The 23,681-nt window shown below is 56.5% G+C and carries 14 protein-coding genes; 13 read left to right on the top strand and 1 reads right to left on the bottom strand.

All coding sequences use genetic code 11. The features are described from left to right. Positions 1 to 139: 139 nt before the first annotated feature. Positions 140 to 1,423 (top strand): beta-ketoacyl-[acyl-carrier-protein] synthase family protein, encoded by a 1,284-nt coding sequence (locus tag EC9_RS26255; RefSeq protein WP_145348925.1) that lies wholly within the window; start codon positions 140 to 142, stop codon positions 1,421 to 1,423. Positions 1,424 to 1,483: 60 nt separating this feature from the next. Here EC9_RS26255 and EC9_RS26250 read toward each other — a convergent pair whose 3' ends face one another. Then, positions 1,484 to 1,693, bottom strand: coding sequence for a hypothetical protein (locus EC9_RS26250; protein ID WP_145291006.1), 210 nt, complete (start codon positions 1,691 to 1,693; stop codon positions 1,484 to 1,486). Positions 1,694 to 2,211: 518 nt separating this feature from the next. Here EC9_RS26250 and EC9_RS26245 point away from each other — a divergent pair. The 12 genes from EC9_RS26245 (at position 2,212) to EC9_RS26190 (ending at position 23,648) form a co-directional block, all read left to right on the top strand. Continuing rightward, positions 2,212 to 3,021: a hypothetical protein gene (locus EC9_RS26245; RefSeq protein WP_145348924.1), complete on the top strand. Its 810-nt coding sequence runs from the start codon at positions 2,212 to 2,214 to the stop codon at positions 3,019 to 3,021. Between the two features lie 24 nt (positions 3,022 to 3,045). After that, positions 3,046 to 3,768, top strand: coding sequence for an FHA domain-containing protein (locus EC9_RS26240; protein ID WP_145348923.1), 723 nt, complete (start codon positions 3,046 to 3,048; stop codon positions 3,766 to 3,768). A gap of 227 nt (positions 3,769 to 3,995) precedes the next feature. Then, positions 3,996 to 5,924, top strand: coding sequence for a serine/threonine-protein kinase (locus EC9_RS26235; RefSeq protein ID WP_246105889.1), 1,929 nt, complete (start codon positions 3,996 to 3,998; stop codon positions 5,922 to 5,924). Positions 5,925 to 6,008: 84 nt separating this feature from the next. Further along, on the top strand, positions 6,009 to 6,773 hold the full coding sequence (locus EC9_RS26230) for a hypothetical protein (protein WP_145348921.1): 765 nt from the start codon (positions 6,009 to 6,011) through the stop codon (positions 6,771 to 6,773). 86 nt (positions 6,774 to 6,859) lie between these two features. Next, positions 6,860 to 7,495, top strand: a complete 636-nt coding sequence (locus EC9_RS26225; RefSeq protein WP_145348920.1) for an RNA polymerase sigma factor — start codon at positions 6,860 to 6,862, stop codon at positions 7,493 to 7,495. Positions 7,496 to 7,719: 224 nt separating this feature from the next. Then, complete coding sequence (locus EC9_RS26220; RefSeq protein WP_218934467.1) at positions 7,720 to 10,302, top strand: arylsulfatase; 2,583 nt, start codon at positions 7,720 to 7,722, stop codon at positions 10,300 to 10,302. Between the two features lie 583 nt (positions 10,303 to 10,885). Further along, positions 10,886 to 12,424, top strand: a complete 1,539-nt coding sequence (locus tag EC9_RS26215; protein ID WP_145348919.1) for a lipopolysaccharide biosynthesis protein — start codon at positions 10,886 to 10,888, stop codon at positions 12,422 to 12,424. Positions 12,425 to 12,510: 86 nt separating this feature from the next. Continuing rightward, positions 12,511 to 13,785 (top strand): hypothetical protein, encoded by a 1,275-nt coding sequence (locus EC9_RS26210; RefSeq protein ID WP_246105888.1) that lies wholly within the window; start codon positions 12,511 to 12,513, stop codon positions 13,783 to 13,785. Continuing rightward, positions 13,782 to 14,843, top strand: a complete 1,062-nt coding sequence (locus tag EC9_RS26205; RefSeq protein ID WP_145348918.1) for a glycosyltransferase family 4 protein — start codon at positions 13,782 to 13,784, stop codon at positions 14,841 to 14,843. Before EC9_RS26210 ends, EC9_RS26205 begins: the two co-directional genes overlap by 4 nt. Positions 14,844 to 14,846: 3 nt before the next feature. Beyond that, positions 14,847 to 16,049 carry a glycosyltransferase gene (locus EC9_RS26200; RefSeq protein ID WP_145348917.1) on the top strand — a complete coding sequence of 401 codons (1,203 nt, stop codon included), beginning with the start codon at positions 14,847 to 14,849 and terminating at the stop codon, positions 16,047 to 16,049. Between the two features lie 21 nt (positions 16,050 to 16,070). Beyond that, complete coding sequence (locus EC9_RS26195) at positions 16,071 to 17,609, top strand: GumC family protein (protein WP_145348916.1); 1,539 nt, start codon at positions 16,071 to 16,073, stop codon at positions 17,607 to 17,609. Positions 17,610 to 17,657: 48 nt separating this feature from the next. Then, on the top strand, positions 17,658 to 23,648 hold the full coding sequence (locus EC9_RS26190) for an amino acid adenylation domain-containing protein (protein ID WP_246105887.1): 5,991 nt from the start codon (positions 17,658 to 17,660) through the stop codon (positions 23,646 to 23,648). Positions 23,649 to 23,681 lie beyond the last annotated feature (33 nt).

Genomic DNA, 23,681 nt, shown 5'->3' with positions numbered 1-23,681 from the left:
TCAGCTTTGGATCAAAAGCTTCCCGATCAGCCGTCCCGACGGTCTCCGTCGCTTCGCCACATCGAAGATCGGTAGGCTGCGGGAATCGCAAATCAAAAATCCAATCTGTCCAAATATTTGCATCTTCAAAGGTAACACCATGCGTCCACGCGTTGTCGTCACTGGCATCGGTATGATCAACCCCATGGGACATGATCCAACCACCGTATGGAAAGGCTTGCAGGAGGGTCAAAGCGGCGTCGGGTACACGACGTTGTTTAACGCCAAAGGTTTTCCGACCCAAATCTCGGCAGAGGTGAAGGGTTGGGACATCACAGATACCGGCGAAGATCCCGAATTGTGGAAGCACCGCGGCCGGCACACCAAGTTTGCCGCCGGTGCGGCGAAGCAGGCGATCAGTGAAAGCGGGATCATGGACGCCGGCGTCGCCCCGCATCGCTTTGGCGTCTACCTGGGCAGCGGCGAAGGAAACCAGGACTTTGTCACCTTCACCGACATGATGACCGTGGCGATGGAGGGGGGCGAGTACGACATGGCCAAGTTCCTGCAGAAGGGACTGGAAGTACTCAATCCGCTGGTCGAATTGGAACAGGAACCGAACATGCCGGCGGCCCATCTGGCGGCGATGTTCAACGCTCAAGGGCCCAACTACAACTGTCTGACAGCTTGTGCGGCCAGCAGCCAAGCGATCGGTGAAGCGACCGAGATCATCCGTCGCGGCGATGCCGACGTGATGCTTTCCGGCGGCACGCACAGCATGATCCATCCCTTTGGCGTCACCGGATTTAATCTGCTGACGGCTCTCAGCGAGAACAACGCCAACCCGACATCGGCCAGCCGCCCGTTCGACGCCCGTCGCGATGGGTTTGTTTTGGGGGAGGGTTCCGGCATGGTTGTGCTCGAAGAACTCGAACACGCTCGCCGCCGTGGGGCCCCGATCTACGGTGAGATCCTCGGTTATGGAACGACCGCCGACGCGTTTCGGATCACCGACATTCCACCCGATGGGCACGGCGGAATTGCAAGCATGCGGATGGCGATCAGCGATGCGGGACTGAATCCCGAGGACATCGATTACGTCAATGCTCACGGAACCAGCACGACGGTCAACGACAAGGTCGAAACGCTAGCATGCAAGCAGGTCTTTGGCGACAACGCTTATAAGACGCCGGTCAGCAGTACCAAGAGCATGATGGGGCACTTGATTGCCGCAGCGGGCGTGACCGAGATGATCGTCTGTTTGCTAGCGATTCGCGACAGCGTGCTGCCACCGACGATCAATTATGAAAATCCCGATCCGCTTTGCGATCTGGATTACGTGCCCAACGAAGCGCGGCAGGCCAAAGTGAAGTATGCGTTGAACAACAGCTTCGGTTTTGGTGGCCAGAACGTCACCCTCTGCTTGGGCAAGTTCGAAGCTTAGGCCTATAGAATGATCGATCGCGGTGGGCGGTTTCCCCCGCCGCGAGTGCTTCAATCGTCGTTAGCGTCCGCTGCGCAACGACTTCTTCAGCGTGTTGGGCGTAATGAAATCGCTCAACTGATTTTCGATACGCTCGAGATCTGCCTCGATCCATTGAGCCAAAGCGCTGGTATCGGCTTTGTCTGTCCGTTCGGAGAGCTCTGCCCAAGTCGCTTCGATAGGAAGCGTGGTGGCAGTTCCGTTTTTCGGATTGGAATAGATTGGCGACATAATTCGTCTCCCGGTTCGACAGTCCCTAGTATCGTTTATCGGCATTGCCGCGGTTGCGGTCGATGCCAATTAAGACCGATTCTTCTGAATAAAGGTTCGGAGCAATCAACGTGCCATGGTGACATGGCAATTCTTGCTGAGAACGCTTAACTCCTTTTGCTCTATCAAGTTAAGTCAACTTGCCTAAATTCTGACGCGGTTTACCGCGCTGCTTTTTTAGGACGCGAATGTCTCAAAAAGGCAGCATTGTCTCTTTAATACGGCTTCCAGCGTGCCAGGGTTCCCTCTCCTTTCTCGAACTTAATCGAGTTCGCCCAGCAAACCAAAAGAACTCTGCGGCAAATCAGGCTTTTCCCTTGGAAGGACGGGCAATTGTTCCGACCTGGAAAAATTTTCGGTTCGATTCACCAAGATCCCCGCGGCGGCGGCGAACTACTGGATGAATGGAACGTGGATCCTTGGTGGGGTCGCAAGAATTCAGGGAATGCAAAGTCAAATTTAGATAGAGAGTAAGTGTGATGATTAAGAAAACCCTAGTTGGCGGTAGCCTGGCCCTGTTGCTTTCTGGGCTCGTTTTTGGGACCGGAATGTCGAGCTATATGAAGACCGGGTTCGGTTACGCTCGCGATGCGGTCAAAGATGTCGTCCCGGTAAACGTGGAAATCGATCGTGCCCGTCAGATGATCGACGACCTGCAGCCGGAGATCGCCAAGAACATGAAGTTGATCGCGTCGGAAAAAATCCACGTCGCGAAGCTTCAAAAGCAGATCGATTCGAAGGCCGACATGTTGGCTTCGGCCGAACGCGACATCATGCGTTTGACCGCCGATCTGCAAAGTGGCGACACGCGGTTCGTTTACGCCAAGCGAACTTATAGTGCCGACCAAGTCAAAGACGATCTGTCGGGTCGCTTCAACCGATTTAAGACCCAAAAGGCAACCGTGGACAAGCTGCAACAAATGCTCACCGCGCGTGAGAAGACGCTGCAAGCGGCCAAGGACCGGATGGATGAGATGTTGTCGGCAAAGCGTCAGTTGGAAGTCGAAGTCGAAAACTTGCAGGCTCAATACGCAGCCAACCAAGTTGCCCACGCCGCCAGCTCGCTGAACCTGGACGATAGCCATCTGTCGCGAACCCGCGATCTGATCGACAGCATCCGCACGCGGATCGAAGTCGACGAAGAGCTGTTGGCTGTCGACAATCAGTATTACGGTACGATCGAGTTGACCGAGGAGTCGGACGAGGACATCTTGAATCAGGTCTCGACCTACTTCAACGGCGACCAACCTACCGCTGAAGATTCCGTTGCGATGATTCAGATCGACTGATCGACGGTGGGTGGAAGTCAAGCGATGACCTGTGGCCCGGTTGTTAATCCAACCGGGCTGCCGTCGTGGAACAACGAATTTTTAGCTGGTTCGACAATCGAGGTGAACAGCGTGGTGGAAGATCGACCGCACGACCGATCGCATGGCGACCGCGGCAGCGATAGCAAGAACGCGCGGATGCTGTGGATCGATGGTGTGGGGGGCTTCTTGATCGTCGCCGGCGACGAGTGGTTGATCGGTGGGCCGGGAGCGGGTTCGTCGGTCGAGATCAATGTCCAAGGCGATCTCTCGCGACGGGCTGCGGCGGTTCGCCGTCAGGGGAGCGATTACGTGTTGCAACCACTGGCGCCAACGCGTCTGCAAGGCGAACCGTTGGACCGCCCTACCCTGCTGCGAACCGGCGATCGGTTTCAACTGGGGAGCGTGGTCGAGTTCCAGTTTCACAAAACACATCCGCTGAGTTCGTCGGCGCGATTGAATTTGGTCAGCCGTCATCGCACGCAGCCCCGCGCCGACGGGGTGATCCTGCTGGCCGACACCTGCGTGATCGGGCCCTCGCAAGGGGCTCATATCCAATGCCCGCATTGGACCAGCGACGCGATCCTGTTTGTTTCGGGAGACGATTGGCGGATCCGTAGCGAGGAACCGTTGGTCGTCGATGGGACGCCGGCCGGGCAGACGGCGGTATTAAATCCCGACTGTCGGATCGAAGGAGAAACGCTGGCGATGTCGATGGAGCGGTTATGAAAAGCACGAAAAACGGGACTAGTTGAATGTTTTCGCGCCTCAAACGCAATTCGATCCGGCCTGTTAACTCGGACCCAACTTCCGATGGCTCGGCGCGCATCGGTGCTGCGACGACGCTGTCCGATAAGGAACACAACGCGATGCCCGCATTAGCAGATAAAATAGAATCGACGCGATACGCTCCTCATCCGCTAGGCGACGAGGATTTGCCGAAAACAGGCTCAACGATGAAATTCACCTACGCCACCGGCGACGAACCCTTAAAGGGATACACGATCAAGCGTGGGATCGGTGTAGGCGGATTTGGCGAGGTCTATTTCGCTGTCAGCGGTGCGGGCAAAGAAGTTGCACTGAAACGCGTCCAACGCAATCTCGATATCGAGCTGCGTGGCGTCGGGCACTGCATGAATCTGAAGCATCCCAACCTGGTCTCGCTGTACGACGTGCGGTACGACGACAACGATCAGGCTTGGATCTTGATGGAGTATGTCGCCGGGGCGACGCTCCGCGAAGAACTCGATCGCAACCGCCAAGGCCTTCCCCGCGAACAAGCGCTGCGTTGGTTCGGCGATCTGGCAGCCGGCGTCGCCTACCTGCACGACCACGGGATCGTGCATCGCGATCTCAAACCGGGGAACATCTTCGACGACGATGGGATCTTCAAGATCGGCGACTATGGACTCAGCAAGTTCATCTCCTGTTCGCGCCGCGGAGGCAACACCGAAAGCGTCGGCACGTTCCACTACATGGCACCGGAGATCGGCCGCGGAGACTATGGCAAAGAGATCGATATCTACGCCCTTGGGATCATCTTGTTCGAACTGTTGACCGGAGACGTTCCCTTCAACGGCGAATCGTCTCACGAGATCATCATGAAGCACTTGACCAGCGATCCCGATCTGTCGCAGGTCGAACCGCCCTTCCGCGGCGTGATCGCCAAAGCGTTGCAAAAGAATCCCGATGCGCGGCAGAAGAGCGTCGCCGAGCTGTTGGAACCGCTGGGGATGTTGCTCGATAAACATGGGCTCGCCCAACTCGATCCCGATGCGCACGCGCGGCCGATCCTTGCCGAATTGGTTTCCGATCCGCCAACGCCTCACTACGCACAACAAAACAATCCACGGAACCACGCTGCCGGGCCGGCGATGAACTCCGGGCCGGTCCACAACGCGAAGAAGGCGCCGAGTGAACCGCTTGCCTTTGCCGTGCACAAGAGTGCTCACGATCTGAATCACTGGTGGCACGATCGCAGTGCCAACCCGCTGGGCCGCTTGATCGTTGTCATCGTTGCGGTGGTGATCCTGTTGATGAACTCCGCCTGGTTGCTGCCAATGCTGTCGCTGTTGGCGATGCTCTACATTCCGTATTACGTGATTCGCACGATGGTATTAACCAATCAACGCCAGCCGAGTTATGCCGCGGCGCACGCGGCGGCGGTCGACGCCCAGCGGCGGCAGAAGATGGCGCCGACGCGGCAGCAGTGGCGAATGATGGCCCGCCGCGAATTGGCTGGCAAACCGCTTCGCACCCGCGCGGCGGAACTCACCGAATCGTGGACGACAGCATTGATCGTGCTCGGCGTTTTAGGCTGGGTGGCGGCGATGTTTGGCATCGCCGAAGGAGATGGCGGGGCCCGCGCGATCGCTCCCTTCGCCTGGGGTGCGGCGACGGCGCTCGCCGGTGCCTGGTTGATGCTGGGGTTGGGCAAAGCTTGGGAAAGCGACGAAGCCGAAGGACTTCCGCGACGCATCGTTCAATTGGGAGTCGGCGCGGCGGTTGGCGCAATCGCATATGGCCTGGGACGCGGGTTGATGATCCCGATGGATTCCGGCTTCGATCTGAATCGCGTCGCCTGGGATCTGCCCCGTCACATGTATTCCGGCTCGGGTGAGATCCTGTTGCCGGCGATGATGGCTCACTTTGCAGCGATCTTTTTCCTGGCTCGCTGGTGGCGAGCGGCCGATCCGCTGCGAACCCGACGGATGAGTATCTGGTCGGTCGCGGTCGTCGTCGTTGTCGCGTGGCTGGTGAACCAAGTCATCCCTGTGCCACAACCTTGGGGCATGCTGACAGCGGCCGCGATGGCGATCGCCATTCAGATGGCAGCGGTCTGGAAAAACCCGGCGCATCGGATCGCGCGCGTTCCCGGTGCGTGATAGGCACAACCGCCTCGCGTCCCTTGGTGAACCGTCGCGATCGATCGGTGTTGTGATTGAAAAAGGTTAGGAGCTCAGAGAGCCATGTTGATATCAAAAACGAAATCGCCCCACCTCGCCCTGCTGTTGGCGACGATGTTTGGCTTTGTCCTGGGTGTCGCGTCGAGCGGTATCGCGGATGAAGCGGACGATCCGAAGGAGCCGTCGAAAGTCGAAGTGGCGGCCGACGAGAAATCCGATTCGAAGCCGGAGGCAAAGATGGAAGCGAAAGTCGAAACAAAGCCGGAAGCGAAGGCGGAGCCGCGCGATGACGATTCGCAGCCTCATGAACTTTCCACCGCGCCGCAAGACTATCCGATCTATCCCGAAGACCGACCGATGTGGGTCGATCAACCCGACAAAATCGGCGACGACTGGGCGGAGCTGGTCGTCCAATCGGTCCCCAGTTTGTCGGCCGATTCGAGTCGCGAGAGCTTGCTGCAGCAGCAGAAGATCGCTTTGATCGCTTACATCGATCAAGCGCTTGGTTTTCCGGGGGCGGGTGAGAAGATCGTCGTGCCGGCCGAACAGATCGCGTCGGGGCTTGTCGATCCCGATCGGACCTACAACGGCAAATTGACGACGAGCACTGGAGAGATGTTCCAGCACGCCAGCGTCCTGGTTTTGGACGACGACTTCCATTCTCAGATCACGCAACAATGGCAGTCCTTGGAAGTCGCCCAACGCTTAAAAGGGCTCGGCGTGTTGGCCGCCTTGGCTTTGGTGGGGCTGTCGGGACTGACGGTGCTGCTAAAATCGATCTCGCCGCGGCCCAAAGCGGAACACGACGACAGGGCCGCGATGGCATAACCATTGTCACAAAGCATCGTGTTTGTCGAACGGCTTGCAGTAACGCCCTACTAATCTTCTATCGATCCTAAAATCCAAATTTGACGATGTCTGAAACCCAAGCCAATTCGCTGCTCGTCGATCGCATTCGCGAGGGAGACCAGCGGGCGTGGGAGGATCTGATCGATCGCTACGAAGGGCGGTTGTTGGCGTTTGCGGAGAGTCGGATTCGGAACCGGGCGGCCAGCGAAGACATCGTGCAGGAAGCGTTTATCGGCTTCCTGACCAGCCTGCCGAACTACGACGGGGCGCGGCCGTTGGAGAGTTATCTGTTTTCGATCTGCGCCTACAAATTGACAGATCACTTGCGTCGCGAGGGGCGTCGACCGGCGATCTCCTTCTCCGCCACCGGATCGCAGGGATCGTGGGATCTCGCCGGGACCGCCCGTCCGGCCAGCTCGATCGCCCGCAGCGGTGAGCGGCGGAATCTAGAGGAGACTGCGGTTCGGGATGCTCTGGCATCCCAGGTCCAACATTGGAAACAACGCGGCGATTGGAAGAAGCTGCGATGTCTGGAACTGCTGTTCGTCCGCGGCGTCGGCAACAAACAAGTCGCCGAGGAATTGAATCTCACCGAACAACAAGTCGCCAACTACAAGAGCGACTTTCTACTACGAGTTCGTACCCTCGTTAAACGAATGAACCTCGACGAAGAGGTTTTTCCGGAGCTGGCTGAGGATTGATCGAGCTCTCTCAACTCGGGCGGCAGCGCTCGTTTGGGGCTGATTCGCTTCGATCCACTCCACCAATCCGACTGGGATTCCAGCGACCTTCGATCTCCACAGAAGGTACAACCAAGGTTCGGATATATCTCTATAAAGATACGGAGAATCTTGGCGTTTGCGTCAGCTCGTCGTCTACAATTTGGCCGGATTCGAGTCACCTATTCCAGTAGAGAGATCTCATCATGAAAAAGAATTGCATGCGCGCCGTCGCTAGGCGTCTGTTCTCCGTGTTGGCTGGTGCATTGGTCATGACCAGCCTCGGCTGGTCTCAGGATGATGCCTCGTCGGCGCCCGGTCGCGGCGGCCCAACCGCCAATTCAGCATTTGTCCCGCAAGTCACCGGTGATCTTGGTTCGCCTGCGGCGACGACGACGATCGACGGCAAACAACTGCCCGCCCCGGCTGAGAAATTTGGCGGAAAGATTAGCGAAAACGCTGCTCAGTCGAAAGCTTGGTGGGCACCGGCCATCGTGCCTCCCAAAGATGCTCCCAACGTGTTACTGATCATGACCGACGACGTCGGATTCGGCGCACCAAGCACCTTTGGCGGCGTGATCCCAACGCCCGCACTGGATCGAATCGGCAAAGCCGGGCTGCGCTACACACAGTTCCATTCGACATCGCTCTGCTCGCCAACTCGGGCTGCATTGATCACCGGCCGCAACCATCACTCCGCCGGATTCGGCGTCATCTCCGAGCAATCGACCGGCTTCCCCGGCTACAACAGCATCATCGAAAAGGACAAAGCCACGATCGGCCGAATCCTCAAAGACAATGGCTACAGCACTTCATGGTTCGGCAAGGATCACAACGTTCCGACGTTCCAAGCGAGCCAAGTTGGCCCGTTTGATCAGTGGCCGATCGGCATGGGATTCGATTATTTCTACGGATTTGTCGGTGGCGATACGAGCCAATGGCAACCGAATCTGTACCGTCAAACAACGGCTATCTATCCCTATGTCGATAATCCCGAGTGGAACCTGACGACCGCGCAAGCGGACGATGCGATCGAAAAACTGAACCAGCTGAATCAGATCGATCCGAGCAAACCGTTCTTCTGTTATTACGTTCCTGGCGGCACGCATGCACCTCACCACGCGACGCCCGAGTGGATCAAGAAGATCAGCGACATGCATCTCTTCGACGAGGGCTGGAACGAACTTCGCAAAACAATTTTCGCCAACCAAAAGAAATTGGGAGTGATCCCGGCCGATGCCCAACTGACGCCGTGGCCCAATGATCTGCTGAAGCAGTGGGACGAATTAACCGCCGACGAGAAGAAGCTGTTCATTCGCCAAGTCGAAGTCTATGCCGCCTACCTGGCCTACACCGACCATGAAATCGGACGCGTCATTCAAGCCGTCGAAGACATGGGCAAACTGGATGATACGCTGATCATCTACATCAGTGGCGACAATGGCGGCAGCGTCGAAGGAACTCCTCTTGGAACACCAAACGAAGTCGCTGCGTTTAACGGCGTCGAAGTTCCCGTCGAACTGCAACTGGAGAAGTTCTACGACGTATGGGGTTCGGATCAGACCTACAATCACATGGCCGTTCCATGGTCGTGGTCGTTCTGCACGCCTTACAGTTGGACCAAGCAGGTTGCTTCGCATCTAGGAGGCGTTCGCCAGGGGATGTGTGTATCGTGGCCAGCAAAGATCAAAGATGCCGGCGGAATTCGTCACCAGTTCCACCACGTGATCGATGTGGTACCAACGATTCTTGAAACCGCTGGCATCGCGGCTCCCGAAGAAGTTGATGGCATTCCGCAGAAGCCGATCGAAGGCGTCAGCTTTGCCTACACGTTCGACGAATCGAGTGCTAACGCTCCGTCGACGCACAAGACGCAGTACTTCGAAATGATGGGAGACCACGCGATCTATCATGAGGGTTGGATGGCCAGCACGAAGGTCGTCCGTCCACCATGGGAAATCGTTGGCGCTGTCAATCAAGATCCCGTCAATAACGTCACTTGGGAACTCTACGACCTGACCAAAGATTGGACGCAGTGCAACGACGTTGCCGCTGAGAATCCGGAAAAGCTCGAAGAGATGAAGGCGTTGTTCCTTGTGGAAGCTCGCAAGTATCAAGTGCTTCCGCTGGACGCGACCGTCGCGACCCGGTTGGTCGCGCCGCGACCAAACATCGCCGCCGGACGGACCGAGTTCACTTACACGCAACCGATGACCGGCGTCCCACAAGGTGATTCGCCGGTTCTTATCAATTGTTCGTATTCGATCACCGCCGATATCGATGTGCCCGAAAAGGGTGCCGAAGGGATGTTGCTGACATCGGGCGGACGCTTCGGCGGCTACGGCTTCTACCTACTCAAAGGCAAGCCGGTCTTTCTGTGGAACCTCGTCGATCTGAAACGCCAGCGTTGGGAAGGACTCGACGCGCTCGCACCGGGCAAGCACGTGTTGGAGTTTGAATTCACCTACGACGGCATGGGGATGGGCACATTGGCCTACAACAACCTCAGCGGCATCGGCCAAAGCGGCACCGGCGTCCTCAAAGTCGATGGGAAGGAAGTCGCCACCGGCAAGCTTCCCCATACGATTCCACTGATTCTGCAATGGGATGAAACGTTTGATATCGGATCGGACACCGGCACACCGGTCGACGACAAGGACTACCAAACGCCATTTGAGTTCACCGGCAAGCTGAACAAGCTGACTTTGAAACTGCAGCGACCCAACTTGAGTCCCGCAGACATCCGCAAGCTGGAAGCGGCCCAGCGGAACAACAAGGCCAGCGAGTAGCCAAAGTCCAATCCAAGCGCCAGGCCCCGTTCGCGGGAACCTGGCGTTTTGGACAGCGAGGGTTTTCAAATAGAAAACGCTCCACTCTTCTTGAGCGAACTCGATCGCTAGGCACAAAAAAGCGGAGTGCAATGACACACTCCGCTTTCACGTTCTCTTTGTGTAGCCTCACCCCGATCGCTATTCCCCCAGTGCCCCTCCGACGGCGTTGCCAAGCGATCACGCGCGCCTGTGGGTGTTGGTGTTTCTATCGGGACGTCTCTTGGTTGCCAGGTTTTGCTACATCGCGGCAAAGGTTTGTTCTCTACCAATGTTGGGATCTGGATGAATCTTAGCGCAAGGGGATTGTGCCTTTTCAGTTGGCGCGATCATGGGTCGACCGGAGCCATGGGGCTGATTCAATTGGGGGGCGTGAGGGAGGGAATGTGCGGGTATTCCTTTTTGTGTCGCCTTCGGGGATTGCGAATCGAGCCGAATCGGAGGTGGATGGGGCCAAATTGAATTCGAGCGTGCAAGATGGACAGCGATAGATGAAATCCGCGAGTTCGAGTGGTGGTGCCGCGCCGGGGAACGATTTAGTTTGATGAGTGACAAACAGCGAGACGATCGAGCGCTTGCGGAGTCGGGATCACCGACCGCCGCGATCGTCCCTTTGGACGATCGGGTCGACGAATCACCGCCAGCGGAAGGCGAGTCGGTCGAAGCTCCGGTTGAATCGAGACTTCATCGAACGCGGGCGCGTCTGTTTCGCGAGAGCTTCTGGGTGGTTGGCGGTCGGTTGTTGGGGATCGGCACCGCGATCGGGCTCAACATCGTTTTGGCTCGGATTCTGCCCCCCGCCGACGTCGGCGTCTTCTTCTTGTTGGCCAGCATCCTGACATTTGCTGGCTTTGTGGCGATGTTTGGCCTCAACGCAGCCTTGGTTCGGTTTGTCTCCGAACGGATCGGTCTGAACGATGTTGCGGGCGCTCAAGCGGTTCTCCGCCAGGGAGCCCAAGTTGCTGCGGCGTCGATCGTTACCGGCAGCCTGCTCTGTCTGGGATTCTTGTATTACGCAGGCGCGCCGCTCTTTGGAATCGAAAATGTTGCGATGCTCGCTCCGCTGGTGGCGTTGAGTGTGTTGGGGTCGGCGACGATTCAATTGTGCGCCAGCCTGCTGCGGAGCTTTCACGATTCGCGATTGTCGATACTTTTGACCGGTCAATTTGGCGGCCCGTTGTGCAATCTTTTGTTCATCGGGTTAAGCATTGGGATCACTTTGTGGATGGTTCCGTCGTTGGAACAGGTGATGATCTTTTGTGCGATCTCACTCTGTTTGATGGTTCCGCTGGCGATCTTCAGCGTCGATCGAATCGCCAAAGCGCGTATGGCCCAGATCGAACCGGGCGATCAGATTTCCAACAATATGCCGATGTCGGCGCTGTTGATCGTCTGTCTGCCGCTGATGCTGACCCAAGGTCTTTCTTACATCACTGGTCAAGCGGACATTTGGATCGGCGGGGCAATCGTCGATCACGAACAGTTGGCGTTATATGCCGCCGCGCGGCGTTTGATGTTGTTGATCGGGATGCCTATGCAACTGGTGAATCTCACCGTGATCGCATCGATTGCCGAACTGAGAGCGCAGGGCCGATTGCAGGATCTACAACGAATTTTGCGCTCGGCGGCCACGTTTGCCGCAGGTGCTGCGATCCTCGTCTGCATCCCGATCATGATGTTCCCTGGTGATATCGCCGCCTTCATCTTTGGACCCTACTACGCGGGCGGCGCGATGGTGTTGCGGATTTTGTGTCTCGGCCAGGTCGTGTTTGTGTGTGTGGGCGCGGCGGAGCTGACACTGATGATGTCGGGCCAGCACATGAAGGCATTGTGGATCAACCTATTCACCTCGGTAGCGCTGTTCGCCAGCGGAGTATTGCTGACAGAGCGATGGGGAATCGTTGGTTTGGCAATCGCTTGGTCTTCGATCGTCTCGCTGCAATGTATCGGCTTTTGTCTGTTCGCCCGTTGGTCGGTTGGTGTCTGGACGGTGATGGATGTTCGGGTTTTGTGGACCGGGCGGGAAATGCTGGCCGCTGTTAGGCAGAAGTGGGGTAAAGCGGACAAGGGTGCGGTGAGATAACCGATCCGCAATTAGGATGCACTGGATAGCTTTCACAAAAAACAATTCAACAAGACGCTTCGACAACTTCGATCCGACCGACTTCCATGACAACCGACACGCTGCAAATCGAACCGCATCAACCCACATGGGTTGCGAAATGCGCGGCGGCGATTTGGCAGCCGAGTATGGTTTTCCTGCCGTTTCTTTCGATCGGTGTGTTGATGTGGTTGTGTCCGTCGACAGAAGGTTCGGGTGGGTATCAAATTCGCGAAGATTTGGCGTTCTCGAACCTGATGATCTTGGTCGGTTGGTATGGTTGCATTGGTGTCTGTGCCGCGATCGGTCAACGCTTTGCTACCGCGCTGCCTCCGATGCACATGATGTCCAAAGACGCGTTCGACACCACGATCTTCTACAAAACGCTGACGTGCTTAGCGTTTTTGGGGGTCGCGGGTGCTTGGCTGGCAGCACTTCGCAACGGTGCTTCGTTGGTCGAATTGATTAAGACACAACAGTTCAATCTGCTCAAAGATTCTCTCTACGCCAACTACAACCATCTGTATTCCTTGCGTTACACCACGTCGTTGGTTGGTGGTTACGCCTTGTACCGGCTGGTCTTCCTACAGAAAGTCAGTCGGTTAGACATTTTGAATCTCGGCTTGATGCTGGCCGCGACGGCGATTTCCGCGAGGATTCTGATCGTTCAAACGGTGATCTTTGCCGGCGGATTGGCGATCCGATTCGATGCTCTTTCCCGAGTTAAAACGCGCACGATCACGATTGCCGGCGTGGGGTTGGCGGTCTGTATCGTCGCCTTTACATGGGTCCGCAGCGCTGGCAGCTACCGCGATCATTTTGGCGTGGAAAACCCCCTCGCGATGACCTTCTTGGAAGTGCAGCGTTATGTCGGCGCCCCGGTGCAAGCGAGTATCGGAGTGGCGCGGATCGCGGCCAACCAGCCATCGCGCGGTTCGTTTGGGTACGTGATCAAATACATAACACCGACGTTTTTGCATCCCGTGGGGATGAAGGTCGACGACAATTCCGGTGGTGTTGCAACCCAGTGGTATCTGCACGAGGTCGATATCGACGAGACGTTAACAACCAACTCTGCCTTTGTGGAGATGTATGGTGATCTCGGCTATTGGGCGTTTCCCGTCATCGCTTGGGCTAGCTTTTTAATGGCCATGGTAGGCAGCTACTTTTGGCGTGCCGACAACCTGTTGTGTCTGATTGGATGTGTCGTCCTGTACGGATTTTTTGAATTGTGGCGGACCTATTATTTCGCCGCCGGTTCATTCACTTTCATGATCCTAGCGGTCCTTCTCGCCGCCGCTGTCGCAACGAAGATCAAGTCAGCGCCGAGGAACGAATCATGAATACACGCCAAGAGATTATCTACGATTCACGTTGGATCAGCCCCACGGGGATTGGCCGTTTCGCCACCGAATTGGACGATCGTGTCGCCTGTTTGAATCGCCCGTCGATTGGCGGTAGCCCGACAAGTCCTATGGATTGTCTGCGGCTGGCATGGTTGATGCGAAAGAAGAAATCCCCCCTGTTTTCACCGGGATTCAACGTTCCGCTATCCTGGCCGATGTTTGCCAATCGACCCTTTGTTTTTACGATTCACGATTTGATCTACGTGAACTATCCGGCCGAAGCTTCGTTGGCCAAACGACTCTATTGTCAACATGTGATCCGACCCGCAGCCCGTCGAGCCTACAAGGTTCTCACCGTTTCCGAATTTTCGAAAGCTGAAATCGTCGCCTGGGCCGGGATCGAACCGTCGCAGGTGGAAGTGGTTTACAACGGCGTTGGTAGCGCGTTCACCGCCGATGGACCTCGACAACAACTCGACAGCCGCTACCTGTTGTATGTGGGAAATCAACGCCCTCATAAGAATGTTGGTGGATTGTTGAAAGCGTTCGCGCAGATCTGCTCAACGACCGATGTCGATTTGGCACTGACCGGAAAAGCGACATCGGAAACCGACGATACGATGCGGCAGCTGGGAATCACCGACCGCGTGCACTTTCTAGGGAAATTGTCCGACGACGAACTTGCGGCCGCTTATCGCGGTGCGGAGGCAACCGTCCTGGCGTCGGAATACGAAGGCTTCGGTTTACCGGTGATCGAATCGATGGCCTGTGGGACGCCCGTCGTCTGCAGCAACGTGACCTCGTTGCCCGAGGTGGCGGGGGATGCGGCGGTCTTGGTCGATACCGATCCCGAAAGCATCGCCAACGGGATGCGTCGCGCGTTGGAAGACGACTCGCTGCGTCGCGAGTTGATTCCAGCGGGACTGCAGCGGGCGAGTGATTTCAGCTGGGAAGCGACCGCCGACAAGGTCAGCAGAGTTCTACAACCGCTTGCCGATGCGGAACACCATTCGGTACCAACGATCGTGCAATCTCTCGAGGCAACAGCGGAATAGTCCATGAAAAACGTAGCACTTATCCACGAATGGCTGACCACCTACGCAGGTTCCGAACGCGTGGTCGAGCAGATGTTGTTGCAATATCCCGAATCGGATCTGTTTGCGGTCGCCGACATCTTGTCGGACGAAGATCGCAGCTTTTTGCGCGGCAAGGAACCAACAACCAGTTTTATCCAAAAGCTCCCCTTCCTACGACGTTTCCTGCGTCATTACCTGCCACTGATGCCGATGGCAGTCGAGCAATGGGATTTGAGCGCGTACGACGTGATCTTGTCTTCGAATCACGCGGTTGCCAAAGGCGTAATCTGTGGACCCGACCAATTACACATCAGCTACGTTCACACTCCGATCCGATACGCCTGGGAGTTTCAATCGCAGTACCTGCGTGAATCAAAACTGACCTGGGGTTTGCGGAGCATGGCGACGCGGATGATTCTGCACTACATGCGATTGTGGGATAACGTTTCTGCGACCCGTGTCGACACATTTGTCGCTAACAGCCAATTTATCGCGAATCGAATTCAAAAGTGTTACGGTCGCAAGGCGGAAGTGATTTATCCGCCAGTCGATGTCGACGCCTTCAAGCCCAATTATGATAAAGAAGATTACTACATCGCTGCCTCGCGGTTGGTTCCTTACAAACGCGTCGATCTGATCGTCGAAGCGTTCCGGTTGATGCCCGAGCGCAAACTATTGGTCGTAGGCGATGGCCCCATGTACAAGACGCTCAAAGCGAATTGTCCCGCCAATGTGGAACTGATGGGATATCTGCCACATGAACGGATGAGCCAATTGATGCAGGGGGCGAAGGCGTTTGTGTTTGCCGCTGAAGAAGACTTTGGGATCACGTCGGTGGAAGCCCAAGCCTGTGCGACGCCGGTGATCGCTTACGGTCGCGGTGGCAGCCTGGAAACAGTGGTCGAAGGTGTGACGGGGTGTTTCTTTGAGGAACAGGTTCCCCAAAGCGTAGCCGACGCCGTCGACGCGTTCGAACGCCAACAAGATCAATTCGACCTACAAGCCACACGATGTCATGCCGAAGGATTTCGGCCACAGCGTTTTCGGGCGGAATTGGCTGAATTGGTCGATGCCGAGTGGGCCAAGTTCGCCGAAACCCGACGGCGACGTCCACAACAAAAACTTGGAACCCCCAGTTCCTCATCCGTTGAAGCACCCGGTCGGCATGCCATCGAAATTGGTTAACCTCGCAGGAACGTCAGTCCAATGACTACAGAAAATCGACGCACCGAAGATCATTTGGATCTTGTACAGTCTTGTTGGCAACACAAAGGAAAGATGTTGATCGTCTTTGTTTTGGTGAGTGCCGCCACGATGGGATACTTGTGCAACGTCAAGCCAAAGTATACGTCGGAAGCAAAGCTGTTTATCCGATTAGGAAAGGAGACGATCGGGCTCGATCCGACCGCTACGGTCGGTCAGACCGTGTCGGTTCAGGAGGCGCGCGAAAAAGAGATTTATTCCGTGCAAACGCTGGTCCGCAGCCGGAATGTCTTGGAGCGTGTTGTCGATCGGGTCGGGGTGGAGAAGATTCTCGAACAGTCAGGCGATAGGAAGCCGAGCTGGTTGCCGATCGATATCGAATACATCAAATCGCTCAGCCCCGTGTATGTCGACAGCCCACGAGACATGGCGATCGCAAGTCTTGAAAATAAGTTGGAGACCTTTAATCCAAGATCCACAGCGATCATCGGGTTGCGGTACGAAACGACCAGTCCCGAATTGGCGGCCGAAGTGATCCAAGAGGTTATCGAGTCTTCGATCGATGCACAGGTCCGGGTTCATCAATCGGAAGGTTCCAACGACTTCTTTCTCACTCAAACGCAGCAGTTGTCCGAAGAGGTGGCGGCGTTGGAAGATGAGTTGTTGCAGTTTAAGAATGAAACGGGTGTCTCCGAGTTGAACCAACATCGGCAAGCGAAAATTGCTCAATTGGCGTCATTGCAAGACGCGCTAATGGACACTATCGCAAAGGGCGAGGCGGCGGAGCGGGAGATCGAATCTCGCACGCAATTGATTTCAAGTTTGCCCGCTCGCGTTCGGTTATCCGAGACGACAGGTCTACCCAGCAGCGCCGCACAGGGGATGCGAGAGCAATTGTATTCGCTGCAATTGGTGGAGAATGAATTGATGTCGCGATACCAGCCCGATCATCCCAAAGTTCGGCAAACACGGGATCAAATCGCCGCGGCACAAGAGACGTTGGAATCCGAACAGATTCTTACCCAGGTCACGATGGGCGTCAACGAGTCGCGACGCGAGATGGAATCGGCGCTGCTCAATCAACAAGCGATCGCCGACTCATTGGCGACCCGTAGGTCGATCTTGTCGCGGCAGATCGCCGAGGTCAGCGAGGAACTGAAGCAGATCAACAAGAGTGAAATCATGCTCGCTCAGATTACTCGTAAATTGGATTTGGCCCGCACCAGCTATCAAGACTACGCGCGACGATCCGAACTGGCCCGACTGGATCTGGCGTTGAGTAAAGAGAATCTCTCGAATCTCAGCGTGTTGCAGAAGCCGAGCGATTCAAAAATTCCGTCCAGTCCCAAGGTGATGTTGACGCTGGCAACAGGAATGACACTAGCGGTCTTCTTGAGTGTCTTGGTAGGCATGATCGCCCAATGGCGGTCGATCCACATTCAACATCCGGCAGAAGATCGGTCGAACAATGCGGGAGCCGCTTGGAAATCACACCCCTTTGCGAATATAGCGAATCGCTTCTTTTCCTTCCGTTGGCTCTAAGTTCTGCTCTGGAATGTTTCGATGACAATCATCCACAGAGGATCGCCAATGCACCCAATTCGACTGAGCCGAATCGGTATGAATTCCGAATCGCTTGGCATGGGGCGTGTCGCCAGTCCATCCCTGGGTGACTGCGGAGATTTGTGCGCTCGATTGACCGCCGAAGAACAAGACAAGCTGGTGCAGTTGTGGAACCAAACCGAACACGGCTGGGACGATTCCCCTTGCCTGCATGACCTGTTTACCGTTCAAGCCCGCCGCACGCCCCAGGCGACTGCGGTGATCCACGCTGATCAACATTTGACCTATGAAGAACTCGACGATCAATCCCAGCGTGTCGCTTGTCGCTTGATCGATTTGGGTGTTGGTACGGAGCAGCCGGTCGGGGTTGTCGCCGACGGCACACCGGCAGCCTATATCGGTCTGCTGGGGATTCTCAAAGCGGGGGCGGCCTATCTGCCGATCGACCCATGCTTCCCGGCCGATCGCATTCGTTTCATTTTGCAAGACGCCGATGTCCGCTTTGTCGTCGGCGAACTGGACGCTGCCGTTGTCGAAGAACTTCCCGACGTGCAGGTCATCCCGACTGCTGGTTTGCCCGCCGCAGACGCGGACCGTTTGCCTAAGGTCTCGCCCAACAGCCTTGCGTATGTGCTGTTTACTTCGGGATCGACCGGTAAGCCCAAAGGAGTCATGCTCAATCACGAAGGGCCCGTCAACACGGTTCGCGACGTCAACTTGAGCTTCGATGTGCAGGCATCCGACCGCGTGTTGGCGTTGTCATCGCTCGGATTTGATCTGTCGGTCTACGATCTGTTTGGAATGTTTGCCGTTGGCGGGGCAATCGTGTTGCCGACGTTGGATCAGTCGCGCGATCCCGAGAGTTGGGGGATGCTGGTCCAACGGCATTGCGTGACGATCTGGAATACTGTCCCTGCGTTGATGGAGATGTTCGTTACGCATCTGGACGACGCGGCGCGCGTGCCCAGCCTGCGACGGGTGATGCTCAGCGGCGATTGGATTCCCGTTACCCTGCCCGCTCGCATTCGCAGCATCGCGCCCCATGCCCAACTGTATTCGCTGGGTGGCAGCACCGAAGCATCGATCTGGACCGTCATTTATCCGATCGACGATGTCGATCCCGATTGGCGGAGCATTCCCTATGGCAAACCGCTCCGCAACCAACGCTGCTACGTTGTCGACAGCGAACAAAAACTATGCAAGATCGGCGAGCCAGGTGAATTGTGCCTGGGAGGGATCGGGGTTGCAAAAGGATATGTGAATCGTCCCGAACTGACACAAGAACGCTTTATCCCGGATCCCTTCTCTCCCGGAGACACGCTCTATTTAACGGGCGACCTGTGTCGTTATGGTGAGGATGGGAATCTTGAATTTCTGGGGCGGCAAGATCATCAAGTCAAGATCCGCGGCTACCGAATCGGCCTCGGCGAGATCGATGCCGAAACGCAAAAGCTGCCCGCCGTTCGCGATGCGGTGGTGATCGCCAGCGACGAAGAGGCCGGAGCGCGATTGATCGCGTATGTGGTTTTTGAAACCGGGCAGCAGCTGACGCTTGAAGAATTGCAGACCCAGCTGGCGGCAAGCCTTCCAAAATACATGTTGCCCGCCGCGTTGGTCCCGTTGGATCGATTGCCGCTGACCGCCAATGGTAAGATCGATCGCAAAGGTCTTCCACCGCCAACGGTCCAGCGTGAACCGAGCCAGACTCAGCGACCGACCAATCCCACCGAAGCGTTCGTCTGCGAAGTTTTATCCGAACTGTTGCATCGCGACGACATCGATCCTCGCGATGGTTTTATCGCGCTGGGCGGAAACTCCTTGCTTGCCGTGGCGTTGGCCAGTCGGCTGAAAACCGCTTTTGGAATCCAGATCCAGTACTGGGATATCCTGGCCAATTCTCCCAACGCGATCCAACTGGCGGCGCGAATCGAGACGCATCACCAATCGCCACAGTCGGTGGCCAACACGCTCGTCGAAATCGGCAGCACGCCTCTCGACGAAGCTCCGTTGTCCTACCAACAACAGCAGATCTGGGTCGAACATTTCCTGAAATCGAACCGCGCTCGATACAACATCCCCCTCGTATACGATCTCGTGGGAGACGTCGATCTGTCGGCGCTTCAACAAGCGTTCACGTTGTTGATCGATCGCCACGCGATCCTGCGAACGCTCTATACACCAACCAGCTCCGGTTTAACGCAGCGGCCGATCGAGCCGACGCAGTTTACGTTGGATTCGGTCGACTTGCGGCAGATCGCTTCGGAGACGCAAAAGCAAACCTTGGATGCTCGGACGCATGCGTTTGTTTCGGAAGGCTTTGACCTCGACCATCAAATCCCGATCCGTGCGGCTCATTTTCAATTGAGCCCCAACCAATCGCGGCTGGTCGTGTCGGTGCATCACATCGCGTTCGATGGCCATTCAATCGATCTGTTGCATCGCGATCTGGCAAGCCTCTATCAATCGATCGTCGATCGAAAGCGCCCAACGCTCGCCGCGTTGCCCTACCAATACGCCAACTACGCGCTGGCGCAACAGACAGCGGGCGGGTCCGATTTGTTGGATGCCGACCGCGCGTATTGGCAACGTCAATTGTCGGGAGAGTTGCCACAATTGGATCTGCCCTGCGACGCATCGGACGCCGCGGAATCCGAAGGCGATACGATCTCGTTGCAGATCGATCGCAATTTGTTAGACGCGGCGAGAAAGTATTCTTCCGATCGCCAATCGACTCTCTTCGTGACGCTGTTGGCTGCGATCAAGGCAACGTTGTTTCGCTATACAGGCCAACAGGATCTGATCATCGGATCGGCTGTCGCGGCGCGTCCCGAGGCGGAGATGGAGGATCTGATCGGATATTTCATCAACGTGCTTCCGTTGCGAACTCAGTTTGCCGCCAGCGAATCGTTTGATGCGTTGCAAACGAAGGTCCGTGAAACGACCCTCTCGGCGATGGCACACCAGAACTATCCGTTGGAGTTGATGAAGCGAGAGATCTTCGCGTCGCAAGGAACGGGAACATCGCCATTCCGCGTCTTGTTTGTCCTCGAAAATGAACCCTGTTCTCTGGAGCTGACGGGTATCGAAGCGCGTCGGGTTCCGATGGAGACGCAGACCGCGAAGTTCGATCTGTTGATCGCTGCCAGCGAATCGGACGCGAGCCTGCGAATCGATCTGCAGTACCGCTGCCAAAACTTCTGCCGCGAACGGATCGTTTATTTTGGAGAACATCTGACGACGTTGCTCTCCGCCGCGGTCGAAGCCCCGGCGACACCAGTCGATCGATTGCAGATGCTTCCGGCATCGCATCGTGCTTCACTGCTGCAAGGCCCGATCGGGCGCAGCGCTTTGACGGGCGATTCAAACGCGACCGAACAATGCGAAGATTCGGATCGTCGGCTTTCGCCTTCCGTGCTGACGTTGTTCGATGCTCAAGTCGTACGAAGCCCCGACGACACGGCTGTCTGTTTTGAAGAGCAAACGTTCTCCTATGCGGAACTCGATCGCCGCGCGACGATCTTGGCATCGCGGTTGATCGAAATGGGAGTGCTTCCCGATCTACCGGTCGCGCTCAGCATCACGCGTTCGCCAGAGATGGTGATTGCGGTTTTGGCGGTCTTGAAGGCTGGCGGGTGTTATGTTCCGATCGATCCCGCGTTGCCACGGCACCGCCGCAAACAGATCCTCGACGATTGCCAACCACGCGTGTTGCTGACGCTGACGGGATTGACCGACGATTTGGAACTCAACGAATCGGCGACGCCGTGTCTGCGGCTGGATACCTTCGATTTTTCCAAGGATCCGGCGTCCCCGATCGAATCGCCGGCTCTATCGGCTGAAAATTTGGCATACATCCTGTATACCTCCGGATCGACGGGCAAGCCCAAGGGCGTGGCGATGACTCACGGAGCGGTCGGCAATCTGATCGCATGGCAGTTAGAAAACTCGCAGTCCGATCAAACGACCAAGACGCTGCAGTTTGCGTCGTTGGGATTTGATGTCTCCTTCCAGGAGATCTTTGCCACGCTGTGCAGCGGCGGTCAGTTGGAGCTGGTAAGCGAAGATCGGCAACAAGACCTGCACCGATTGTGGAAGTTCATCGTCGACGCGAAGATTGGTCGAATCTTTGTTCCATTTGTTGGGCTGCGAACGCTTTGTGAGATCGCGGGGGATTCGGCGCGAGAGGCGTCGCTTCGCGAGGTGATCACGGCGGGCGAACAGTTGCAAATCACGCCGGCGGTTCGCAAGTTCTTTCAACAACAACCCGGCTGTCGACTTTGGAATCACTACGGGCCGACCGAAACCCACGTTGCGACCGGTTATCGTTTGGCGGCGGATCCGAGCACGTGGCCTGCGATTCCGCCGATCGGCAAACCGATCGATCGTTGCGTTGCCGTGGTTCTCGACGAACACATGCAACCGCTACCTCAGGGAATCGAAGGCGAACTGTATCTCGGCGGCGCCTGTGTCGCACGCGGCTACTACCAAAATCCCTCGCTGACACAGAAACGTTTTGTGAGCGGTCCGTTGGCGACACCCGCGTGCGATCGGATGTATCGAACCGGAGACATCTGTCGACTCAACTGGGATGGCGAACTTGAATTCGTCCGCCGCAATGATGATCAGATCAAACTGCGCGGCCACCGCGTTGAACTGAGCGAGATCGAGACGGTGCTCAACCAGCACGCCGACGTGAAACAAGCCGTTGTTTGTTTCGACCCCAGCAGCCTGGGCGGTCATTTGATCGCGTATGTGTTGTCCGATTCGGAAGAGATCCGCGTCGATGACCTCAAGCAATTTTTACAGTCGCGGTTGCCAGCGTACATGCTGCCCAATGCGTTCTGCATCGTCGATGATTTTCCCAAAACCGCCAGTGGAAAGATCGACCGCAAACGTTTGCCCAAGGTCTCGCCATCGGTTGATGCTTCGGAAAGGCAAGCGACGGAAGCTTCGAGCCCCAACGATCCACTGATCGCACGCCTGTTGGAGATCTGGCGATCGGTATTGGACACCGATCAAATCGATGCCCACAGCAACTTCTTCGATTGCGGTGGAGACTCTCTCGCGGCGGCTCTTCTGTTCGCACGGATGGAAAGCGAATTTGGTCAGGCGTTGTCGATCACGAAACTCGTGGAATGTCCCACCGTCACAAAGCTGGCGGAACTGTATCGTCAGGACGATGATCGGGTCGAGGGCTGCTGGAACGAAGTCATGCGGATCGATCCGCAGCAATCCGCGTCGACGGCGGCTCCGCTCTTCTGTCTGCCCGGAATCGACGGCCATCTACTCAACTTCCGCGATCTGGCGGCCGCCATCGGACACGATCGTCCCGTTTATGGGCTGCAACCCTACGGCCTCGATGGCAATAGTTCCCCCTGCACAAGTATCGAAGAGATCGCCAGCCGACACGTTCAAGAGATCCGTCGCGTGATGCCAAACGGACCGTATCATCTGGCCGGATTTTCGTTTGGCGGAGTCGTCGCGTATGAGATCTCTCAACAATTGCGTCGTGCCGGCGAACAGGTGACCCTTGCGATCCTCGATGCCTATACCGGACTGCCCAAACTGGCGCCGTTGTATCAACGATTCGCATTCCATCTGCGTTTTGCGCGGCAGTGCGACGGGTGTCAGCGTTGGAAATACCTTGCCGAACGCGTGACCGGTTTAGTCGCCGCGATCCAGCATCGTTTCGGTTGGATCACGATGGAACAGCGGTTGGAACGGATCATCAACGCCAAAGGAAACTACGCAAAAGTTGCCGCCATGAATATGACGGCGTTGGATGAGTATCGCCCTACGGCCGCCCAAGGGCCTGCGACACTCTACCGTGCCAAGTTCCGCGCCGATTGGCCTGGCCAGGACGCCACCGATCCCAACATGGGATGGGGCAACGTCTTCGACACCGATGACTTGGACGTAATCGAAGTCGAAGGAGCGCACGCCAACATGCTTTCCGAAGCCAAACTGGCCGGCCTAGTCGAACATCTCCGCCGCACCATGTCGCGCGACGACGTTTGATACCGACGCGTTTCCCAGCAGCGTGCGAAGTTG

It is taken from the genome of Rosistilla ulvae, from assembly GCF_007741475.1.
Classification (GTDB): Bacteria; Planctomycetota; Planctomycetia; order Pirellulales; family Pirellulaceae; genus Rosistilla; species Rosistilla ulvae.
Note: the sequence above shows the minus strand (reverse complement) of the source record. Positions and strands in the feature narration are given on the sequence as shown.

Excerpts from the sequence above, each read along its gene's own strand:
- EC9_RS26255 (WP_145348925.1), top strand. The coding sequence starts at position 140 with ATGCGTCCACGCGTTGTCGTCACTGGCATCGGTATGATCAACCCCATG.
- EC9_RS26250 (WP_145291006.1), bottom strand. The coding sequence starts at position 1,693 with ATGTCGCCAATCTATTCCAATCCGAAAAACGGAACTGCCACCACGCTT.
- EC9_RS26245 (WP_145348924.1), top strand. The coding sequence starts at position 2,212 with ATGATTAAGAAAACCCTAGTTGGCGGTAGCCTGGCCCTGTTGCTTTCT.
- EC9_RS26240 (WP_145348923.1), top strand. The coding sequence starts at position 3,046 with ATGACCTGTGGCCCGGTTGTTAATCCAACCGGGCTGCCGTCGTGGAAC.
- EC9_RS26235 (WP_246105889.1), top strand. The coding sequence starts at position 3,996 with ATGAAATTCACCTACGCCACCGGCGACGAACCCTTAAAGGGATACACG.
- EC9_RS26230 (WP_145348921.1), top strand. The coding sequence starts at position 6,009 with ATGTTGATATCAAAAACGAAATCGCCCCACCTCGCCCTGCTGTTGGCG.
- EC9_RS26225 (WP_145348920.1), top strand. The coding sequence starts at position 6,860 with ATGTCTGAAACCCAAGCCAATTCGCTGCTCGTCGATCGCATTCGCGAG.
- EC9_RS26220 (WP_218934467.1), top strand. The coding sequence starts at position 7,720 with ATGAAAAAGAATTGCATGCGCGCCGTCGCTAGGCGTCTGTTCTCCGTG.
- EC9_RS26215 (WP_145348919.1), top strand. The coding sequence starts at position 10,886 with ATGAGTGACAAACAGCGAGACGATCGAGCGCTTGCGGAGTCGGGATCA.
- EC9_RS26210 (WP_246105888.1), top strand. The coding sequence starts at position 12,511 with ATGACAACCGACACGCTGCAAATCGAACCGCATCAACCCACATGGGTT.
- EC9_RS26205 (WP_145348918.1), top strand. The coding sequence starts at position 13,782 with ATGAATACACGCCAAGAGATTATCTACGATTCACGTTGGATCAGCCCC.
- EC9_RS26200 (WP_145348917.1), top strand. The coding sequence starts at position 14,847 with ATGAAAAACGTAGCACTTATCCACGAATGGCTGACCACCTACGCAGGT.
- EC9_RS26195 (WP_145348916.1), top strand. The coding sequence starts at position 16,071 with ATGACTACAGAAAATCGACGCACCGAAGATCATTTGGATCTTGTACAG.
- EC9_RS26190 (WP_246105887.1), top strand. The coding sequence starts at position 17,658 with ATGCACCCAATTCGACTGAGCCGAATCGGTATGAATTCCGAATCGCTT.